This window comes from Lactococcus termiticola (genome assembly GCF_003116835.1).
Taxonomy (GTDB): Bacteria; Bacillota; Bacilli; order Lactobacillales; family Streptococcaceae; genus Lactococcus; species Lactococcus termiticola.
Genome location: NZ_BFFO01000009.1, coordinates 44713 through 61478, shown reverse-complemented (window position 1 = coordinate 61478; position 16766 = coordinate 44713). Strand labels below are relative to the sequence as shown.

At 49.4% G+C, this 16766-nt stretch carries 17 protein-coding genes; 12 read left to right on the top strand and 5 right to left on the bottom strand.

All coding sequences use genetic code 11. The features are described 5' to 3' along the window. Together NtB2_RS07125 and NtB2_RS07120 are read right to left on the bottom strand one after the other, a co-directional pair. Positions 1-489 carry a DoxX family protein gene (locus NtB2_RS07125; RefSeq protein WP_109246258.1) on the bottom strand — a complete coding sequence of 163 codons (489 nt, stop codon included), beginning with the start codon at positions 487-489 and terminating at the stop codon, positions 1-3. Positions 490-581: 92 nt separating this feature from the next. Further along, entirely contained in the window at positions 582-1313 is a 732-nt protein-coding gene (locus NtB2_RS07120; protein ID WP_109246257.1) for a DM13 domain-containing protein, read from the bottom strand. Positions 1314-1487: 174 nt separating this feature from the next. On the opposite strand from NtB2_RS07120, the gene pepO reads away from it, so the two are divergent. The 9 genes from pepO to cysK all read left to right on the top strand — a co-directional run bounded on the left by pepO (position 1488) and on the right by cysK (position 10151). After that, entirely contained in the window at positions 1488-3377 is a 1890-nt protein-coding gene (gene pepO / locus NtB2_RS07115) for an endopeptidase PepO (RefSeq protein ID WP_109246256.1), read from the top strand. Next, on the top strand, positions 3371-3754 hold the full coding sequence (locus NtB2_RS07110) for an MGMT family protein (RefSeq protein WP_109246255.1): 384 nt from the start codon (positions 3371-3373) through the stop codon (positions 3752-3754). The genes pepO and NtB2_RS07110 overlap by 7 nt, the downstream gene beginning before the upstream one ends. Before the next feature lie 81 nt (positions 3755-3835). Continuing rightward, entirely contained in the window at positions 3836-4840 is a 1005-nt protein-coding gene (gene ruvB, locus NtB2_RS07105) for a Holliday junction branch migration DNA helicase RuvB (RefSeq protein ID WP_109246254.1), read from the top strand. 181 nt (positions 4841-5021) lie between these two features. Beyond that, positions 5022-5459: a low molecular weight protein-tyrosine-phosphatase gene (locus NtB2_RS07100; protein ID WP_109246253.1), complete on the top strand. Its 438-nt coding sequence runs from the start codon at positions 5022-5024 to the stop codon at positions 5457-5459. 78 nt (positions 5460-5537) lie between these two features. Continuing rightward, complete coding sequence (locus NtB2_RS07095) at positions 5538-5906, top strand: MerR family transcriptional regulator (protein ID WP_109246252.1); 369 nt, start codon at positions 5538-5540, stop codon at positions 5904-5906. Positions 5907-5928: 22 nt separating this feature from the next. Then, on the top strand, positions 5929-7269 hold the full coding sequence (gene glnA / locus NtB2_RS07090; RefSeq protein WP_109246251.1) for a type I glutamate--ammonia ligase: 1341 nt from the start codon (positions 5929-5931) through the stop codon (positions 7267-7269). 294 nt (positions 7270-7563) lie between these two features. Then, positions 7564-7983 (top strand): hypothetical protein, encoded by a 420-nt coding sequence (locus NtB2_RS07085; protein ID WP_109246274.1) that lies wholly within the window; start codon positions 7564-7566, stop codon positions 7981-7983. 88 nt (positions 7984-8071) lie between these two features. Further along, a complete protein-coding gene (locus tag NtB2_RS07080; RefSeq protein ID WP_109246250.1) occupies positions 8072-9214 on the top strand; it encodes a cystathionine gamma-synthase in 1143 nt (380 codons plus the stop codon). A 4-nt stretch (positions 9215-9218) separates the two neighbouring features. Further along, complete coding sequence (gene cysK, locus NtB2_RS07075; RefSeq protein WP_109246249.1) at positions 9219-10151, top strand: cysteine synthase A; 933 nt, start codon at positions 9219-9221, stop codon at positions 10149-10151. 100 nt (positions 10152-10251) lie between these two features. Here cysK and NtB2_RS07070 read toward each other — a convergent pair whose 3' ends face one another. Next, entirely contained in the window at positions 10252-10521 is a 270-nt protein-coding gene (locus tag NtB2_RS07070) for a chorismate mutase (RefSeq protein ID WP_109246248.1), read from the bottom strand. A gap of 81 nt (positions 10522-10602) precedes the next feature. Here NtB2_RS07070 and msrC point away from each other — a divergent pair, with 81 nt between their 5' ends. Genes msrC through dnaX form a run of 3 tightly spaced genes read left to right on the top strand, consistent with a single transcriptional unit; the run spans position 10603 to position 13457 of the window. After that, complete coding sequence (gene msrC, locus NtB2_RS07065) at positions 10603-11091, top strand: free L-methionine (R)-S-oxide reductase MsrC (RefSeq protein ID WP_109246247.1); 489 nt, start codon at positions 10603-10605, stop codon at positions 11089-11091. Between the two features lies 1 nt (position 11092). Further along, complete coding sequence (locus tag NtB2_RS07060) at positions 11093-11737, top strand: phosphotransferase (protein ID WP_109246246.1); 645 nt, start codon at positions 11093-11095, stop codon at positions 11735-11737. Between the two features lie 28 nt (positions 11738-11765). After that, positions 11766-13457, top strand: coding sequence for a DNA polymerase III subunit gamma/tau (dnaX, locus tag NtB2_RS07055; RefSeq protein WP_109246245.1), 1692 nt, complete (start codon positions 11766-11768; stop codon positions 13455-13457). Positions 13458-13473: 16 nt separating this feature from the next. Here dnaX and yidC read toward each other — a convergent pair whose 3' ends face one another. Next, entirely contained in the window at positions 13474-14442 is a 969-nt protein-coding gene (gene yidC, locus NtB2_RS07050; RefSeq protein WP_109246273.1) for a membrane protein insertase YidC, read from the bottom strand. Positions 14443-14728: 286 nt separating this feature from the next. Beyond that, positions 14729-16444 (bottom strand): phospho-sugar mutase, encoded by a 1716-nt coding sequence (locus NtB2_RS07045; RefSeq protein WP_109246244.1) that lies wholly within the window; start codon positions 16442-16444, stop codon positions 14729-14731. Positions 16445-16766: the final 322 nt, after the last annotated feature.

Genomic DNA, 16766 nt, shown 5'->3' with positions numbered 1-16766 from the left:
CTATAACCAACGACTCTGAGTCCAATCCCCCCAATTCTTATTGACAAACTTGAGCAGGCGACTGCCACGAAACTTATCAAATTTATTAAAGAAGAGGATAGCAATGCCGGCCAGCATGAGGATAGGATAAATATAGACCATGTCAGACCACCAGTAGTTGCCGAGCATGAAGAAGCTGGCAATCAGGGCGGGCAGTGAGAGGACGCCGAAGAAGAGGCCCAGGCCAATCAGGAGCTCTCCCCAAGGAATGATGACGTTGAAGAGCTGGGTGTTTGGAACGACGAAGCCTTCAAAGAAGGCCTTGTACCATTCTGGGATGCCGGCGGTCATGGCGACACTTGGGCCCAAGCCGTCGAGTGAGAAGCCAGAGCCTGGCTGGAGCTTCAGGATGGCCTGGTGAATCCATTCTGCACCGAGGAGCATGCGACCAATGACGACGATAATCGGCAGGATTCGCTCGCTCCAGATATTTTGAGACATTTTTTCCATTAAAATTTTCCTCCATTTTATAAAAGCTTATCTTTAGAAAAAATAAGTCCTCTCGTATCATAACGCAAGAGGGCTTATTATAAAGTAGGGGCTTATGCCAATTTAGCTTCGCCAAATGTCACATGAGCCTTGTCGCAGTAAATCAATACAGAGTTGTATTTAGAGAGGTCAGTACCTGCTGGGATGTCAAATTCTTGCTTACCTTCAGTCAGGCTGATTTTAGCATCGATGATACCAGATTTGACGTCGCCGTCTTTAGCCAGGTAGATGTGGAGGTCTGGGCCTTCATCTGTCTTGAAGTTGTCAAGCGTGATCTTGTTGTTAGCAACAGTGACAGTTCCTGAGACCTTCTTGTCGTTCATACCTGTGAATGAACCTTTAAGCATTTGACTTGTCAATTTAGCTTCGCCGAAGGTCACGTGGGCCTTGTCACAGTAGATCAGAACAGAGTTATATTTAGAAGCGTCAACGCCTTCAGGGATCTTGATGGTCTGGTTTTCAGCCTTGAGGTCGATTTTAGCATCAACAGCACCGGATTTGACGTCGCCGTCTTTAGCCAGGTAGACGTGGAGGTCAGGGCCTTCGTCGGTCTTGAAGTTGCTGAGCTTGATTTCGCCGTTTTCGACAGTAACGTTACCTGAGACGTTTTTGCCGTTCATGCCAGCGAAAGTCCCGCTCATAGAAGTGCTAGACATCATTTCAGTCTTTGCTGAAGATGAAGAACTGCTTGCTGTCTTGTTGTCAGACTTGGCACTACAGCCAGCGAGGACGAGGACAGCAGCTGCAGCGACTGCGATGGAAGTAAGGAGTGATTTCTTTTTCATTTTTTGAATCACCTTTCTATATTTTGCTTTTTTATTTACAAGACTAGTATAAGAAAATTTGGCTGTCGCAACAGTTACTTTTCCTGGTAAAGTTCTGTGAAATTCACAGAAAGGTTCACTTTTCGCTCTAGGCGGGGCCTGTGCTATAATATTAATAAAGAAAAGGAGGCATCTATGACAAGAATACAAGATGACTTATTTGAGGCAGTCAATGCAGAATGGCTGGCCAAGACTGAGATTCCAAGCGACCGGCCCCGGATTGCAGCCTTTGATGAGCTGGTGATTGAAAATGAAAAACGCCTGGCGGCTGATATGAAGGCCTTGAGCGAGCTTTCAGAGCAGGAGAGCCCTGAGCTGACCCAGGCGATTGCCTTCTATAAAAAGGCGGGCGACTGGACGACGAGAAATGCTGATGATTTTTCTGCCGTCAAAAAAGAGCTGGACAAGATTGCTAGCTTGGCGACTTTTGAGGACTTTAAGGACTCGTTGGCAGATATTGCCCTGCACAGTCAGGCTTCCCTGCCCTTCTCTTTTGGTGTCCAGGCGGATATGAAGGATGCGGTCCACTATGCCCTAGGCTTTACAGGACCTGGCCTACTCTTGCCTGACAAGACTTATTATGGAGAAGACCATCCAAGAAAGCAGGAGTTGCTTGATTTTTGGGCGAAGAATACAGCAGAGTTGCTGGCAACATTTGGCATGGCTGATGCTGAAAAACTGGCTGATCAGGCGGTCGCCTTTGATGGCCTCCTGGTCGAGTCGGCCAACAGCTCTGAGGAGTGGGCAAAATATGCCGAGCTCTACAATCCGATTGCTGTGGAAGACTTTGCGACTCAGGTCACAAACATTGATGTGAAGGCTTTTGTGGAGAGTCTGCTCGGCCGGTTGCCAGAGCAGATTATCGTCTTTGAAAATCGCTTTTATGAGAGCTTTGACCGCCTGATTGCCCCTGAAAACTGGGAGCTGATCAAGGCCTGGATGCTGACTAAGATTGCCCGCAAGGCAACCGGCTACCTTTCTGAAGAAGTCAGGATTTTGGGCGGGGCCTACGGACGCTTCCTGCAAAATGTGGCTGAGGCTCGCAATCAGGAAAAACACCAGCTAGACGTGACCGAGGGCTACTTTAGCCAGGTTATTGGCCTTTATTATGGTAAGAAATACTTTGGTGAGGCGGCCAAGGCCGATGTCAAGCGGATGGTTGAGGTCATGATCAAGGTCTACCAGAGCCGACTTTTGTCCAATGACTGGCTGAGCCAGGCGACGGCTGAGCAGGCGGTTGAAAAGCTGGATGCCATCACCCCGATGATTGGCTATCCTGACAAGTTGCCAAAGGTCTTGAGCAAGCTTGTCGTTGACGCCGACCAGAGCCTTTATGAAAATGCCGTAAAATTTGATGAAATCCTGACGGCTCGTCATTATGAGAAGTTCTCAGAAGAAGTCGACAAGACAGAATGGCACATGCCGGCCCACATGGTCAATGCCTACTACAGCCCTGACAGCAACACGATTGTCTTTCCGGCAGCAATCTTGCAGGCTCCATTTTATGACAATCAAAAGCAGACCGCCAGCCAAAACTATGGGGGTATCGGGGCCGTGATTGCCCATGAAATCAGCCATGCCTTTGACAATAACGGGGCTCAGTTTGATAAATTCGGAAATCTTAATAAATGGTGGACAGATGAAGACTACACTGCCTTTGAGAAAAAGCAAGAGGAGATGATTGCTGAGTTTGACGGCCTGGAAACTGAGGCCGGTAAGGCTAACGGCCGGCTCATCGTCTCTGAAAACATCGCCGACCAGGGCGGCATCACGGCAGCTCTGACTGCAGCTAAGCTAGAGCCGGATTACTCAGCCGAGGAATTTTTCAAGCAATGGGCAGAAATCTGGCGAATCAAGGCCAGCACAGAATACCAGCAGATGCTTCTCTCTTCCGATGTCCACGCCCCAGGCAAGCTCCGGGCCAATGTTCCACCAACCAATCTGGAAGACTTCTTTGAAGCCTTTGACATCAAGCCTGGCGACGGCATGTGGCGGGCTGAAGAAGACCGTGTGAAAATATGGTAGAAAATGATTTTGATGACTTTGTCCTGGTCGCGACGGACCTATCCTATGAGGATTTTCGGGCGGGCCTGAGCCCTGAGCTAAAAGCTGAATTTGATGGGCTGAAGCCTGTGACCAAGCAGATCTTGGCTGTCATTGCAGACGTGCCTTACGGGACGGCCACGAGCTATAAGGACGTTGGCTCTAAGGCTGGACTTGTCAATGGAGCCAGGCAGGTAGCCCGGGTCCTGCATGGCTTGTCGGAGAAGTACGAACTGCCCTGGTGGCGGATTGTTAAGGCTGATCGGCGGATTGCCTTAACGGGAGCTGCAGGGGCAGAACAGGCGAGGTTGCTGAGGCTTGAAGGGATTGAGGTGACGGAGTCTGGGAGGCTGCTTTGAAAGGTCGGTAGTTTTCTTGCTTCAAATACTGAGAGAATCACTAAAATACAGCCCTCCTAAGTCTATGCTATAATAGTACTAATGAACGAGAACCTATCCCAAGAAAGCACCACACCAGAAGAAGCCCTCCTAGAAAAGTCCCTCCGCCCCCAATACCTCAGCCAATATATCGGCCAGGAAAAGGTCAAGGGCCAGCTTGAGATTTTTATCAAGGCAGCAAAGATGCGTGAAGAGGTCCTGGACCACGTCCTCCTCTTTGGCCCTCCTGGTCTTGGTAAGACGACCATGGCCTTTGTCATTGCCAATGAATTAGGCGTAGGCCTCAAGCAGACGAGCGGTCCGGCCATTGAAAAGCCGGGCGACCTGGTGGCCATCCTCAACGAGCTGACGCCGGGCGACGTCCTCTTTATCGATGAAATCCACCGGATGCCGATGGCTGTGGAGGAAATCCTTTATTCTGCCATGGAGGACTTCTACATTGACATTATGATTGGTTCGGGCGACGGCTCTCGCAGCGTCCATCTGGACCTGCCGCCCTTTACGCTGGTTGGGGCGACGACCCGGGCTGGCATGCTGTCAAATCCTCTGCGGGCCCGCTTCGGGATTTCTGCCCACATGGAGTATTATGCAGAAAAAGACCTGGAGGAGATTGTCAAGCGGACGGCTGAGATTTTTGAGGTTGAGGTCGCTGATGAGGCGGCTCTTGAGATTGCCCTCAGAAGCCGGGGAACGCCTCGTATCGCTAACCGACTCCTCAAGCGTGTCCGTGACTTTGCCCAAATCATGGGCGACGGCCAGGTTGACCGGACCATCACAGACAAGGCCCTGAACATGCTAGATGTCGATAATGAAGGCCTGGACTATGTCGACCAGAAGATTCTCAAGACCATGATTGACATGTATCAGGGAGGCCCTGTCGGCCTCGGTACGCTTGCTGTCAACATCGCTGAAGACCAGGAGACGGTTGAGGATATGTATGAGCCCTACCTGATTCAAAGAGGCTTCATTATCCGGACCAAGCAGGGACGGAAGGCGACGGCCAAGGCCTATGAGCACCTGGGTTATCCGCTACCAGAAAACTTGTAAAAAGAGAGGCTGAAAGGCCTTTTTTATATGTTAAAATATAGATATGAAAAGAAAACTACTCTTTGTCTGTCTCGGCAATATCTGTCGCTAAAGGCACTGCCTTTAGGTTGCGGATAGAGCAAGCGTAGCTTGCCTCCTCTCTGCGACAATCAGGTCCCATATAAAAGCTAGGAGAAGCGTTATGAAAAGGAAACTACTATTTGTTTGTTTAGGAAATATCTGTCGCAGCCCCATGGCTGAGTTCGTCATGAAAGACCTGGCTGAAAAAGCCGGCCGTGCCGAGGATTTTGAAATCGAGAGCCGTGGCACTTCTGACTGGGAGCACGGCAATCCCATCCACAAGGGCACGCAAGGGATTTTCAAGCAGTATGAGATTCCCTACAGCCAGAGCAAAGCAAGTCTTCAAATCCGGCCGGAAGACTTCGGGTATTTTGACGAAATCTATGCCCTGGACAGTTCAAATTACCAGGACCTCCAGGCCATGAGCCCAGCGTCTGAAAGTCACAAGATTAAGATGCTGGTCGAGACAGGTGTCCCAGACCCTTGGTATACGGGCGATTTTGAGGAGACCTATCGGCTAGTTAAGTCTTCTTGTCAAAAGATTTTAGATGAGATGTAAGAACTTCTAACATAACTTCGTTAAATTCTTGACCTCTCTCTAAATTTACGTTAAAATAGGTCACATGAAGGAGAAATTGTGAAAGAAAGAGAATTGCGACGCTCGATGGCAGTCCTGCCCATCGGGACAGTGATGAAGCTGACTGATTTGACGGCCCGGCAGATTCGCTATTATGAAGAGTCCAAGCTCATCTTCCCAGAGCGAAATGAGGGTAACCGCCGGATGTATTCGCTCAATGACATTGATGTCCTTTTTGAAATTTCAGATTTGCTGAAGGAAGGCAAAAATATTGCCAGCATCCAGAAGATTTTTGAAAAGAAAAAGGGGAAGCAGGAGGGGCAAACCCTCTCGATGAGCGAGGTCCATCAGGCCCTCGAGCGAGAATTTTACCAGCAAGGCCGCTTTGGCAATACGTCCTCAACTAAGTTTAATCAAGCCCGCCTCTAGGCTATAAGGAAAAGGAGCCCTTATGACAATCACTGCCACAGACATCCGCCGGGATGTCAAAGAAAAAAACATCAAGTTCTTGCGACTCATGTTCACAGACATCCTGGGAACCCTCAAGAACGTTGAAGTCCCAGCGACGGATGAGCAACTGGACAAGCTTTTTGAAAATAAGATGATGTTTGATGGCTCATCAATCGAAGGTTTTGTCCGCATCAATGAATCTGACATGTACCTCTACCCAGACCTGGATACCTGGATTGTCTTCCCATGGGGCGATGAAAACGGCAAGGTGGCAGGTGTCATCTGTGACGTCTACACACCAGAAGGCGAGCCCTTTGCAGGCGACCCGCGTGGTGTCCTGAAACGCAATCTGAAGAAGATGGAAGAGGCAGGTTTTGCCAACTTCAACCTTGGCCCAGAACCAGAATTTTTCCTCTTCAAGCTCAATGAAAAAGACGAGCCAACTTTAGAAGTCAACGACAAGGGCGGTTACTTCGACCTTGCACCGACTGACCTCGCAGGCAACACCCGCCGTGAAATTGTCAATGTCTTGACTGACCTCGGCTTTGAAGTTGAAGCCAGCCACCACGAAGTGGCGATTGGCCAGCACGAGATTGACTTCAAGTACACCGATGCCCTCAAAGCTTGTGATAATATCCAAATCTTTAAGCTGGTGGTCAAGACCATTGCCCGCAAGCATGGCCTCCATGCGACCTTCATGGCCAAGCCTGTTCACGGTATCAATGGCTCAGGCATGCACTGCAACATGAGCTTATTCACAGCTGATGGCGAAAACGCCTTTGAAGACCCAGCCGGCGACATGGGCCTGTCAGATGTGGCGCACAGCTTCATTGCTGGCCTGCTTGACCATGCCTACAACTTCACAGCCATTACCAATCCAACCGTCAACTCCTTTAAGCGGCTGGTGCCGGGCTATGAAGCCCCTGTCTATATCGCCTGGGCTGGTCGTAACCGCTCGCCTCTGATTCGCGTACCTGCAAGCCGTGGTAAATCAACTCGGGTCGAGCTCCGTGCCGTTGACCCAACAGCAAATCCTTACTTGACCCTGGGCGTCCTCCTTGCTGCTGGACTTGACGGTGTGAACCGCAAGCTTGAAGCCCCTGCAGCGATTGAAGACAACATCTATGTGATGACTGAAGAAGAGCGGAAGGCTCACGGCATCACAGACCTGCCATCTACCCTACACAATGCCGTCAAAGCCCTGCAAGAAGATGAAGTCGTCACTGAAGCCCTCGGTGGCCACGTCCTTGCGAACTTTGTAGAAGCAAAACGCATCGAGTGGGCGAGCTATGCTCAGTATGTCAGCCAATGGGAATTGGATAATTATTTGGAACTTTATTAAGACAGTAAAACCAGGCTTTGAGCCTGGTTTTTTCTGGTTTAGATTTTGATTTATGGTAAATATACCAGGAGCAAAAAATAAGAAGCGTTCGTACTTTGGCGAGTCCAACGGTTCTTAGAAACTAAATAAAACTGGCCACCGTTCTTCATACGGCTACAGGGCAGGTCTTCCTCCCTTTTTATAATTTCATTATAACAAACTTCCTTCCACAGTCAAGCCAAATTCTTTGAATTATCAAAGCTTAAATTGTAAACTAAGGAAAAGGCTTACTTTTTGAGAAAGGCGATAATGAAGATGACTAATAATGAAGAATTTCAAAAATTTTTAGATGAAATATCATACGGCGAAATCCGTGTTCTGGCCATGGAGAACAGGGGAGCTTACGCCGAGCCAGAAGAGGAGACTGCAAAATCTACAGACGCCAACTTTTCTGAATTTCTCAATGAAGATGAGGACCTGCTGTTATTAAAGCGGTCAGACGACTTTGAGCCACTTGATGAGGAAGATTTCAATCGCTCACTTGCCCAGTTGGACAAGCCACAGCATCTCATCATCGTAGACTGCCTGGTGCTGGGAACGACTGAAATCAGGGCTTTTCTGCTCAAACTCCTAGACGAAGGCCTTCTTGAAAAGAGCAAGCTCCTCCTGCTGGATTTACCAGAGCTGGAATACCTGACCTTAAAAGAGGCATTGACTAGCAAAATAAAATTTTAAGAAAATTTAAGGGCGCCCATAAGAAAAATTATCACGGTAAATGAAATCCTGTGATATTTTAATATAAAGAGCTTTTGAAAGGACAAATATGACAAAATTAAAGACAAAATTGATTCACGGTGGCATCTCAACAGACCAGACTACAGGGGCGGTTTCAGTACCTATTTACCAGGTCTCAACCTACAAGCAAAATGCCCTGGGCCAGCCCAAGGATTATGAATATTCTCGCTCTGGCAATCCGACCCGACATGCCCTCGAGGCCTTGATTGCTGACCTCGAAGAAGGGGTCCAAGGCTTTGCCTTTGGATCTGGCCTTGCCGGGATTCATACGGTCCTCTCGCTCTTTGAGCCTGGCGACCATATTATCATGGCTGATGATGTCTATGGCGGGAGTTTCCGCCTGATGGACAAGGTCTTCTCAAAGTTAGGGATTCGCTATGACTTGGTGGACATGAGCGACTTGTCAGCGATTGAGGTGGCCTTCAAGCCTGAGACCAAGGCGGTCTATGTGGAGACGCCATCGAATCCTCTGCTTAAAATTTTAGACATTGAAAAAATTGCAGGCCTTGCTAAGGAACATCAGGCCCTGACACTGGTGGACAATACCTTTGCGACCCCTTATCTGCAGAGGCCACTGACTCTTGGAGCTGATGTCGTGATGCATTCGGCGACCAAGTATCTGGGTGGCCATTCTGACGTTGTGGCAGGTCTTGTTGTCGCTAAAAGTCATGAGCTTGCTGAGCGGATTGCCTTCCTGCAAAATTCGATTGGGGGCGTTCTGGGACCGCAAGACAGCTGGATTGTCCAGCGGGGGATTAAGACGCTTGCTCTTCGGATGGAGGCGCATTCCAAGGCTGCGATGAAAATTGCAGAATTTTTAGAAGGCCATCCGGCTGTGGCCAAGGTCTATTATCCTGGCCTTGCGAGCCATCCAGGTCACGAGATTGCCAAGAAGCAGATGGCGACCTTTGGTGGTATGCTCTCCTTTGAGTTGGTTGATGAAGGGGCTGTGAAAGGTCTGGTAGAAGGCTTGAGCTACTTCACGCTGGCAGAATCACTGGGCGGTGTTGAGAGCTTGATTGAGGTGCCTGCGGTCATGACCCATGCTTCGATTCCAAAAGACATTCGTGAGTCAATCGGGATTAAGGACGGCCTGATTCGCCTGTCGCCAGGGATTGAAGACCTGGATGACCTCTTGGATGACCTGAAGACGGGCCTGGAAGGAATCTAGTCCAATGAAAAATAAAATCGTAAACAATATCACAGAATTGATTGGACAGACCCCTGTCGTCCGGATCAAAGCTGGCGATGAGCAGTCGGCTACTGTCTATGCCAAGCTGGAATACTTTAATCCTGGTGGTTCTGTCAAGGACAGGATTGCCTATCAGATGATCCAGCAGGCTATCGAAGACGGCGAGCTCAAGCCTGGTGGGACCATCGTTGAGCCGACTTCCGGCAATACAGGGATTGGCCTGGCCATGTCGGCTGCTGCCCTAGGCTTTAAGGCGGTCATCATCATGCCGGACAATTACAGCGAGGAACGCCGGAGGCTGGTCAAGGCCTATGGGGCGGAGTTAATTCTGACGCCAGAGGCAGAAGGGATTGCTGGAGCCATTGCCCTGGCTGAAAAATTGGTCGCTGAAAAAGGCTATTTTATGCCCATGCAGTTTGAAAATAAGGCCAATGTCAGAGCCCATGAGCTGACGACAGGGCCTGAAATCCTGGAAGCCTTTGAGGAGATTGGCCTGGATGCCTTTGTGGCAGGTGCTGGGACAGGTGGTACTATCTCTGGGGTGTCGCATTATCTGAAGGACAGAAAGCCTGAGATTAAGACTTATGTCGTCGAGCCGGCTGAAAGTCCAGTCCTCAGAGGGGGAGAAAAGGGCAGTCACAATATCCAGGGGATTGGGGTGCCCTTCATTTCTCCAAATCTGGATGAGACGGCTTATGACGGTATTATTGATGTTTCGACAGAAGAGGCGATGGAGGCTTCGAGGCTCCTTGCCAAGAGCCAGGGCATCAGCCTGGGGATTTCTTCAGGAGCTGCGATTCATGCGGCTTACCAGCTGGCCGATAAGCTGGGGGCTGGGAAGAATGTTTTGGTGCTTTGTCCTGATTCTGGGGAGCGTTATTTAAGCACAGAACTTTATGCAGATCTTAGTAATTAGAAATATTAAAAAAGGTTCACATCTGGAGTAGAGTTTTTGGCGACAAAATGCTCTGCAAAGCGACGGATGTAAAAGCAAAAAAATCCCAAATTCGGGATTTTTAATTTTCTAATTTAGCTTCCTGATATTGCCTAGACTGCTTCAGAATATCTTCAAAAGTCCTGAGAATACTGTCTTTGAAATCACTGTCTCCAAGCTGCTTTTCAAGTTTTTCAAAGACGGCTTTCTCCCGGTCTTTGTCCAAAATCGCTAGGCCTGCTTCTTTTTTAATCTGGACAATCCCTGAGACAGCCCTCATCCGCTCCTCAAGCAAGCTCAGCAACTCCCCATCTATCCGGTCAATTTCATTTCGATAATCTTCTAAATTCATATTCTCATTATAACAAATTTTTAAGAAGCTGATAGGCTAGAGGGAGGGTCGGATGGGGTCAATTTGTGCTATAATATTAGCATGAATAAAAGTGAAAAAATTGACGGCTATGAGCTTCTGAATCTTCAGCTCAAGGGCCTTTTAGCAGAACAAAACTACACGATTTCAAACCTTTCCAACGCCTCCGCCCTCCTCTGGGATTTCCTGCCAGACAGCGTCTTTACAGGCTTTTACCTTTATAATGGCGACAAGCTGATTTTAGCTCCCTTTCAGGGTTCTGTCAGCTGTGTTGAAATTGAGCTGGGCAAGGGAGTCTGTGGCCAGTCTGCGGCTGAACGCAAGACGATCGTGGTTGACGATGTGACCAAGCACAAAAACTATATTTCTTGTGACAGCCGGGCCATGTCTGAAATCGTCGTCCCTCTGATTAAAGATGACAAGCTGATTGGCGTGCTCGACCTGGACTCTTCAAAGGTCGGCGACTACGACGAAGAGGATATCAAGGGTCTCGAAGCCTTTGCGGAAAACCTGCTCGCATTGACAGATTTTGAATTTTTCAAGGTAGGTTAAAATGAATTCACAAATTGAAGCATGGCTCAAGGCCTACTATAAGCATGAAGAAGGCACAGCTCTCAACCCAGGAAACATGGGCGATAGCAAGAAGTTTGCCCGTGAACTCGGCATGCTCCTCTACCATCTGAAACGCCTGGACCAGGCGGGAGCACCCGGACCAAGCTTTGAAAATGCCTTTGCAGGTTCTGAACTTAGCTTTTTTGAGGCGGAATTTGCAGATTTATTGGCCAATTTCAAGGAGCTCGTCCCATCGGATTTGCTGGTCATCGAGTTTGACAAGGTCGTCAATCGGGCGACAGAAGCAAAGACAGACTGGTTGCACGGTGATTTCTGGCCGGAGAATATCTTGGTCAAAGACGGCAAAATCCAGCAGGTCAGAGGCTTTGATAAGGCCGTCGTCGGCAATCCTTCGGCGGACTTGGCGATTGCTTGGAGCCTCTTTGATGTCAAGGAGCGGAAGGTTTTCTTTTCAGCGGCTGAGGCCAGCCAGCAAAGCATCGATGAGGCTAGACTCTACGCCCTCCGTCATGCCCTGAAAAATTATCATTCAGAAGACATTGACCAGCTCATTATGAGCCGGGACAGTCTTACTGAAGTCCTCAAGGACTACGGCTTTACAGGCGATGAAGATCTCCGCCAGTAGGGTGATATTAAAGAAATAGAAAGATTAAATGGCTTACCAAGCACTTTATCAAAAATATAGAAGTCAACGTTTTGACGAGATGGTGGGGCAGGAAGTTGTCGCTACCACGCTTAAAAATGCAATCATAGGCGACCGGATTGGCCACGCCTATCTTTTTAGTGGCCCTCGTGGGACTGGTAAGACCTCGGCGGCCCGGATTTTTGCCAAGGCTATTAACTGTCCCAATCAGAAGGATGGCGAGCCCTGCAACAACTGCGACATCTGTGCTGCCATTACCAATGAAAGCCTCGATGACGTCATCGAGCTCGATGCAGCCAGCAACAACGGCGTCGATGAAATCCGAGAAATCCGGGATAAATCGACCTATGCACCGACCCGGGCCAGCCACAAGGTCTACATCATTGACGAGGTCCATATGCTGTCAACCTCGGCCTTTAACGCCCTCTTAAAGACGCTGGAAGAGCCGGCTGAAAATGTCGTTTTTGTCTTGGCCACGACGGAAATCCAGAAGGTGCCAGCGACCATCATCAGTCGTCTTCAGAGCTTTGCCTTCAAGGCCATTACGACGGCTGACATTGAGGGTCATCTGGCAGAGGTCTTGAACAAAGAAGGCCTCAGTTATGAGGAAAAGGCCCTCTCGATTCTTGCCAAATCTGCCCAGGGCGGGATGCGGGACGCCTTGAGCCTTCTCGACCAGGCGGTTTCCTATGCCGGCGATGGCCAGATTGATGCCCGGATTGCCATGCTGGTGACCGGGACGGTCGAAGACGAGGCCTTGAAAGCCTATGTGACGGCTGTCTTGTCCTATGATGAGGCAGCTGCCCTGGATGAGTTGGACAAAATTTTCCATGAAGGCAAGGACATGCTTCGTTTCACGGAGGACCTTCTGGCTTATTTCCGTGATCTGCTTCTGGACAAGTCGGCTGAGGTCGAGCATGCCCGCCTTTATCAGATGATTGATGTGGCCATTGAGAGCTTAAAAAATCTCAAGGAGACCACCCAGACCAAGATTGCGGCTGACCTGATGACGATGAAGCTAGCAGAGCCGGTCACCGCAGCATCGCAGACCGCTTCAGCTCCAGAAGGTTCAGCCGGTCTTGCCCAGCTCCAGGCTGAGCTGGCTAGCATGAGGGCACAACTCCAGCAGTTGAGCCAACAAAGGCCTGTGGCTTCAGTCGCTACTGCCAAAGCTGAGCCAACAGCAGAAGTCCGCCAGGACGCCCCAGCTCAAAAACGGCCTGCCAAGCCGGCTAAATCCAGCAGACTTTCCCAGGAAATCCTCTTCAAGGCCCTTGGCGAAGCGACGAGCGAGGCTAAGATGGCTGTTTCTGAAGCTTGGCCCGAGCTGGTCTCAAGCATCAACAAGCCGGCTGACCGGGCCCTGGTCAATAACACTGCCCCAGTCGCTGCCTCAGAAAACTACGTCGTTGTGACCTTCCCTCATGAGAATCTGGCTCATCGTCTCAGTGAAAATGAAGAGCTCCAACTGCTTTTTGGCAACATGCTTTCTAGCATCTGTGGCTTCTCGCCTGAGATCTTGGCCCTGGCTGAGGGCGACTGGCTGGAGGTCAGAGCCAGCTATGTGGCCCAGCTTAAAAAGACTGAAAGTCCTATGCCTGCTGAACTTCCTGATTCTGAAGGAGAACAAGTGGAGCAAGAGGACCCGACAGCCCTTGCCAAATCCCTCTTTGGCGATAAGGTTGTTGAAATACAAGACTAAAAAAACTAGCCATTGGCTAGTTTTTTCGATTCTGTTTTCCAGCGTTTCGTCCGCCAGCAGATGGAGTCACATCTTTTCTGGCTGATGAAATCAGATTGTCCAAGCCTTGAGCAGTCGCTGCGGCAGGCGTCACGTCCTTGGGCAGGTCGACCATCTTAGGAGGATTGAGCTCGAATTCTTTTTCAATCCGCTTTCTCAGGCGTGGTTTGATGATGAAGGTTACGATGACTTGTTGAAGGACCATGACAATACCACCGACCGCCCAGTAGAGGGAGACACCGGCAGGCGAGATGAGCGAGAAGACGAAGATCATCGCCGGACTCATGATGAGCATCATGCGAGAGGTCCGTTTTTGTTCTTCTGGCATGCCGATGGTTGAGATATAGGTCTGGATCAGGTAGAAAATCCCAGAAATGACGGCCAAGAGTACGCTAGGGTGGCCCAGGTTAATGCCGAAGAAGCTGGCGGTTGTGATCCCTTGCGTGTAGGCTGCTGCATTGTAGAGAGCAATGAAGAAGGGCCACTGAATCAACATCGGCAGGCATCCCAGTGAGGCGAACATGTTGACGCCGTTGTCTTTTTGGGCCTGCATGAGGGCCTGCTGGGCGGCCATCTTGGCTTCAGGGGTCTGGGCCTCTTTGAGGCGTTGGTTCAAGGGCTCAAAGACGGGCTTCAGATAGGCTGTCTTTTCCTGCGTGTAGGTCGCCTTGTGGGCCTGGTAAAGGCCGAGAGGCAGGATAATCAGGCGGATAATCAGCGTGACGAGGATGATTCCCCAACCGTAGCCCATGTGGAGGTTGTGGGCGAAGAGGTCGACAAAGTCAGACATGGGCGTGACGATAAAGCGATAGGTAAAGCCGTTCATACCGGCCTCTGTAGGGACTCGGACCCCGTTGACCATGTGGGTCTGCACACAGCCTGCAAGAAAGAGCAGGGCAGCTCCAGTGATTCCAGCAAGTGAGAGTCTTCTTGTTAATTTATTCAAATTCAAATCCTTTTCTAATAAAGCACTATTTACCTATTTTACAGAAAAAGGAGGGAAAATTCAATAGGGCTTAGGGATGAGTTTTGGCTGGTGCTCTTATTGTAGGTTCGTTCCAGAATTCCGGAAAAAGCTATTGTGTGGCCGCAAGCGAAGCCTGTCGGCTTCGCTTGCGGCCTACAGCATTTTGGTGAGATTTCTGGAATGAAACGAACTGCTAGAAGTTCCGATTGGTTCTTATTTACAAAACAAAAGCCCATCATCAGACAGGGCTTGTACATCATATCTATTAGCTGATAAAGGCCTTAATTTCCTTATCAAAGTTATCAATTTTAGCATTCGCAGCTACTTCACTATCAGCGGCAGCTGCCAGGTAGAACTTGATTTTAGGCTCTGTTCCTGAAGGGCGGACGGCAATCCAGCTTCCATCTTCGAGGTGGTACTTCAAGACGTCAGATGGCGGTGTCGTGAGCTTTTCGACCTTGCCAGTGTGGCTGGTCGCTGTGAGCTCTTTGAAGTCTTCAATCAAGAGGGCTTCGAGGCCGTCAAACTTGTCTGGAGCATCTGCACGGAATTTGCCCATGATTTCAGCGATTTGGGCCTTACCGTTTGAGCCTTCAAGTGTGACAGAGACGGTCTTTTCAACGAAGTAGCCGTATTCCTTATAAATATCTTGAATGCCGTCATAGAGAGTCTTGCCGAGGCTACGGTAGTAGGCTGCGACTTCGCAGACGATGAGCATGGCTTGAATGGCATCCTTATCACGGACAAATGGCTTAATCAGGTAGCCAAAGCTTTCTTCAAAGCCAAGCATGTAGCTGTGGGCATGGTCGTGTTCCCATTGTTCAATCTTTTCGCCGATGAACTTGAAGCCAGTCAGGACGTTGAACATGGTCACATTGTAGCTTTCAGCAATTTTGCTGACGAGCTCAGTGGAAACGATAGACTTGACAATGGCTGCGTTCGCAGGAAGGCTACCGGCAGACTTGTGGGCTTCGAGGATGTATTTAGCGAGAATCGCACCGATTTGGTTCCCTGTCAATGGCTGATATGAACCGTCTGGCAGGCGGACCTCAACGCCGAGCCGGTCGGCATCAGGGTCAGTGGCGATGAGGACGTCGGCACCGACTTCACGGCCGAGCTTTTCAGAAAGCTCAAAGGCTGCCTGGCTCTCAGGGTTTGGCGACTTGATGGTAGAGAAGTCAGGGTCTGGGACGGCCTGTTCTTCAACGACGGCGATGTTTTCAAAGCCAGCCTGCTGGAGGGCGCGACGGCCAAGCATTTCACCCGTCCCATGGAGTGGCGTAAAGACAATCCGCATGTCCTTGCCGTATTCGGCAATCAGGTCATGGTTGATGTTGATGGTCTTGAGGTTTTCAAGATATTTCACATCAATATCTTCGCCGATGACCTTAATCATGCCATCCTTGATGTATTGGTCAGTGTCTCCGAGCTTGATAGAGAAGATGTCGTCAACCTGGCGGATGTATTCGGTCAGCTTTTCAGCGTCTTCGGGTGGCATTTGGGCACCATCTTCGCCGTAGACCTTGTAGCCATTGTAGGGAGCAGGGTTATGGCTGGCCGTAATCATGACACCGGCCTTGGCGTTCAGCTCACGGACGGTAAAGCTGAGGTCTGGCGTTGGCCGCAGGCTGTCGTAGACAAAGCTAGGAATGCCGTGGTCAGCTAGCAGTGTCGCTGTTTCAAAGGCAAATTCTTTTGAGAAATGACGGCTATCGTAGGCAATGGCAACACCGCGTTTTTTTTCAGCATCTCCCCAAGAGTCCATGAGGCGGGCGAGGCCTTCGGTCGTCAGGCGGACTGTATAGAGGTTCATCCGGTTGGTTCCGGCACCAAGAAGGCCACGCTGGCCGGCTGTTCCAAATTCAAGGTAGGTATAGAAGGCATCTTCCTTGGTCGCTTCGTCCATTTGGACGAGTTCATCGTGAAGTTCAGGCAGGATGTCTGCTGCCAGCCATTTGTCATAGAGCTCTTGATAAGCCATAAATAATCTCCTTTATCGTCTGAAAACTAATCTAAAAATTCAATGAGAATTGAATTCGGTTTCAACACAATTATAACATTTTTCTTAGGAAAAGACAGCTGAAATCAGCCTGGGACTTTGACTAGGTAAAAAATTGAAAAGTTGCTTTTCGGTGGCTTTCTTTCATACAGTTTATTTTGGAATATAGAGCTGGTTGGTGCTATAATAAAAAGAGCTTGAGATAATGAAAATTCTTGAATCGAAGGATTACGAAGGTGGTGATTTGAATAACGATTTTTGAATACTTTGCGGTCATTCTTTTTTGGATTACTGTTCTGACATT